Source organism: Frankia sp. AiPs1 (genome assembly GCF_023716945.1).
Lineage (GTDB): Bacteria > Actinomycetota > Actinomycetes > Frankiales > Frankiaceae > Frankia.
In genome coordinates this window covers 1-3,556 of sequence record NZ_JAMQQF010000602.1, presented here as the reverse complement: position 1 = coordinate 3,556, position 3,556 = coordinate 1, and the positions used below count along the sequence as shown (strand labels likewise).

Below are 3,556 nucleotides of genomic sequence, written 5' to 3'. Positions count from 1 at the left end.
ACCCCACGCCAGCCCCGGCACGCCCGGCAGCGCCGAGCCCGCTGCGGGTGCTGCTGCTGGGGGGCACCGGTGAGGCCCGCCGGCTGGCCCTCGCCCTGACCGAGCTCGACGGGTTCGACGGGTTCGACGTCGTCTACTCACTGGCCGGACGGGTGCGCGAGCCGCGAGTACCGCCGTCCTGCCGGGTCCGCGTCGGCGGGTTCGGCGGTTCGGCCGGCCTCGCCGAGCATCTGCGCCGCGAACGGATCGACGCGGTGGTCGACGCCACCCACCCGTTCGCCGCCCGGATGAGCTCCTCCGCCGCGACGGCCGCGGCGGTCACCGGCGTGCCGCTGCTGGTCCTGCGTCGCCCCGGCTGGCAGGCCCAGCCCGGCGACGACTGGCGCCGGGTGCCGTCCCTGCCCGCCGTGGCGGACCTGATCGACCGGTTCGTCCCGTCCTGGCGTGGCGCGGGCATCGATCCCGGCCCGCGGGTGTTCCTGACCACCGGGCGCAGCGACCTCGCGCTGTTCGCCGGGCTGCACCGCCCCTGGTTCCTGGTCCGCTGCGTCGAGGCGCCGACCGGCGCGCTGCCACCGCGACTCGAGGTGATCCTCGACCGGGGCCCGTTCGACGTGGCCGGCGAGACCGCGCTGCTGCGCCGCTACGCCATCGACGTCCTCGTGACCAAGGACAGCGGCGGCGCGATGACCGCCGCCAAGCTCACCGCCGCCCGCGACCTGGGCCTGCCCGTCATCATGGTCGACCGCCCGCCCCCACCGTCCGGATTCCCGGTGGTCTCCGACATCGCCCCCGCAGCACAATGGCTGACCGCCCTCGCCAGCACCGGTCGGATCGAATCCCACGACGGCCCGTGGGCCGGCCCTGCCGCCGGCGCCCCGCACCTCACGGTGCCGGGTAGCGGCGGGGGGTGAACACGAGGTCCTGGCCGGTGCGGCGGCGGACGATCCGGGTCGTCGAGGAGCCGACGAGCAGCAGGCAGCGCATGTCGACGCCGGCCGGGTCCAGGTCGCCGAGGGTCGTCACGGTGACCGTCTCGGTGGGGCCGCCGACGTCGCGGCCGATCACGACCGGGGTGTCCGGCGCGCGGTGCTCCAGCAGGGCCGCGCGGGCCCGCTCGAGCTGCTCGCGCCGCGTCCGCGACGCCGGGTTGTAGATCGCGAGGACGAGGTCTGCCGCCGCGGCGGCGCGCAGCCGCCGCTCGATGACCTCCCACGGCTTGAGCCGATCGGACAGCGACAGCACGCAGAAGTCGTGGCCGAGCGGCGCACCGACCCGGCTCGCCACCGCCTGCGCGGCGGTCAGCCCGGGCACGACCCGCACGTCGACGTGGGCGAACCGCCGCTGCGCCGCGGCCTCGACGACGGCGGTCGCCATCGCGAAGACGCCGGGGTCGCCGGAGGACACCACCGCGACGTTCGCCCCGGCGGCGGCCAGCTCCAGGGCGAGCTCGGCGCGTTCCGCCTCGACCGTGTTGCCCGACGGGTGCCGGCGCTGGCGCGGCGCGACGGGCACCCGGTCGAGGTAGGGGCCGTAGCCGATGAGGTCGTCGGCGGCGGCGAGCGCGGCGGCGGCCTGCGGGGTCAGCCAGTCCTGCGCGCCCGGGCCGAGCCCGACCACGACGACCTCTCCCGCGGACTGCTCCCCCGCGGACTGCTCTCCCACGGGCTGGTGCTGCCCGACCGCCGACACGGTGCGGTTGGTGGTCCCGAGGGGGACGGATGCGGACGACGCCGGCCGGCTCACGGCGCCAGCGAGCAGCCAGTCGGCCTGGCCGGCGCGCAGCGGCGCCGGATCGTCCGGGCCACGCACCGGGCTCGGCAGCACGGCCAGGGAGAAGTAGGGCACGGTCGCCGGGTCGACCTCGCCGAGCGGGGCAATCCGCTGGCCGGCCGTCGTCGCCCGCTCGACGTACCAGGTGTCGGCGAGCCGGCCGGCGTCGGTGAAGGCGTCGCGGACGCCGGGGAAGGTCCGGCCCATCTTGAGCACGACCGCGGTGTCGGTGCCGGCGATCCGCTCGGCGAGGGTCTGCGGCGCCAGCGTGCCCGGCAGCACGGTGAGGACCTCGTTGCCCTCGACGAGCGGGCGACCGAGCACCGCGCAGCCCGCCGACAACGACGTCACCCCGGGCACGACCTCGGTCGGGTAGCGGTCGGCGAGGCGGCGATGCAGGTGGATGAACGAGCCGTAGAAGAAGGGGTCGCCCTCGCTGAGGACGACGACGTCCCGGCCGGCGTCGAGGTGGGCCGCCAGCCGCTTGGCGCAGTCCTCGTAGAACTCGTCGATCGCCCCCCGGTAGCCGCCGGGATGGCTCGTCGTCTCCGTGGTGACCGGGTAGACCAGCGCCTCCTCGATCTGGTCGCCGCGCAGGTGCGAGGCGGCTATCGACCTGGCGATGCTTCGACCGTGCCGAGCGCTGTGGTAAGCGATCACGTCGGCGTCGTGGATGAGCCGGGCCGCCCGCAGCGTCATCAGCTCGGGATCACCGGGGCCGACGCCCACGCCCCACAGCCGGCCCGCCGAGCTGGCCGAACTGGCCGAGCTGACCTCCGCCGGTTCACGCGCGTCGCTCACTCCTGCTCGCTCGCAATCGCGTTGACGGCGGCAACGGCCATCGCACTGCCGCCGCGCCGGCCGTGCACGACAAGAAACTCCAAGCCGGCCGGATCGTCGGCGAGCGCCTGCTTCGATTCGGCCGCGCCGATGAAGCCCACCGGCACGCCGAGGACGGCCGCCGGCCGTGGTGCGCCAGCCGCGACGAGCTCCAGCAGCCGGAACAGGGCGGTGGGGGCGTTGCCGATAGCGACGACGGCGCCGGCGAGGCGCTCGCCCCACAGGTCGACCGCCGCGGCGCTGCGGGTCGTGCCCAGCTCGGCGGCGAGGCCCGGCACCCGTGGATCGCCGAGCAGGCACAGCACGTCGTTGCCGGCGGGTAGCCGGCCGCGGGTCACCCCGGCGGCGACCATCTGCGCGTCGCACAGCACCGGCGCGCCGGCCAGCAGGGCTGCCCGCGCCGCGGCGACCACGCCCGGGCTGACGGCCAGGTCGTCGACGAGGTCGACCATGCCGCAGGAATGGATCATGCGAACGGCGACGCGGGCGACGTCGGCGGGCAGCCCGTCGAGGCGTGCCTCGGCCCGGATCGTCGCAAACGAACGACGGTAGATCTCCGCGCCGTCCCGGATGTAGCCGGGACGAGACGATCCCGCAACCGTCACCTCCATGAGCCAGCCTCCCGTCCATCCCCACGCCCGCGAGCAACCGACCGCTGCGCCGCCACCACGTCGACGAGCGTGTCCCAGCCGACGGCCGACACCTCGCCCGGTACCTCTCCCGGCAGTGCGCCCGGCAGTGCGCCCGGAGGTGCGCCGACCGATGACCACGGCACCAGCGTCCCGCTGCCGGCGCCGCGGCGAACCCGGTAACCGGTGGCGTCGGCGACGGCCTCGACCACCTCGCCGGCCGGCTGGCCGCACCGGCGCGCGCAGCCCGACCAGTGCACGGGCAGCCGATCCCGGCGGTGCCACGGACCGCCACCCGGCGGTCCGGGCCGCCC

General features: G+C 76.0%; 3 protein-coding genes and 1 pseudogene. 1 reads left to right on the top strand and 3 read right to left on the bottom strand.

The features are described 5' to 3' along the window. The first annotated feature begins 47 nt into the window (after positions 1 to 47). Positions 48 to 914 carry a cobalt-precorrin-6A reductase gene (locus ND748_RS28085; RefSeq protein WP_251749209.1) on the top strand — a complete coding sequence of 289 codons (867 nt, stop codon included), beginning with the start codon at positions 48 to 50 and terminating at the stop codon, positions 912 to 914. Here ND748_RS28085 and ND748_RS28080 read toward each other — a convergent pair. The 3 genes and pseudogenes from ND748_RS28080 to ND748_RS28070 all read right to left on the bottom strand — a co-directional run. Then, on the bottom strand, positions 886 to 2,574 hold the full coding sequence (locus ND748_RS28080) for a precorrin-2 C(20)-methyltransferase (protein ID WP_251749208.1): 1,689 nt from the start codon (positions 2,572 to 2,574) through the stop codon (positions 886 to 888). The two genes, ND748_RS28085 and ND748_RS28080, sit on opposite strands and share 29 nt — an antisense overlap. Further along, entirely contained in the window at positions 2,571 to 3,224 is a 654-nt protein-coding gene (locus tag ND748_RS28075) for a precorrin-8X methylmutase (protein WP_251749207.1), read from the bottom strand. Before ND748_RS28075 ends, ND748_RS28080 begins: the two co-directional genes overlap by 4 nt. Then, positions 3,215 to 3,556, bottom strand: a pseudogene (locus ND748_RS28070) (nitrite reductase); the annotation flags it as partial. The pseudogene ND748_RS28070 and the gene ND748_RS28075, both read right to left, overlap by 10 nt.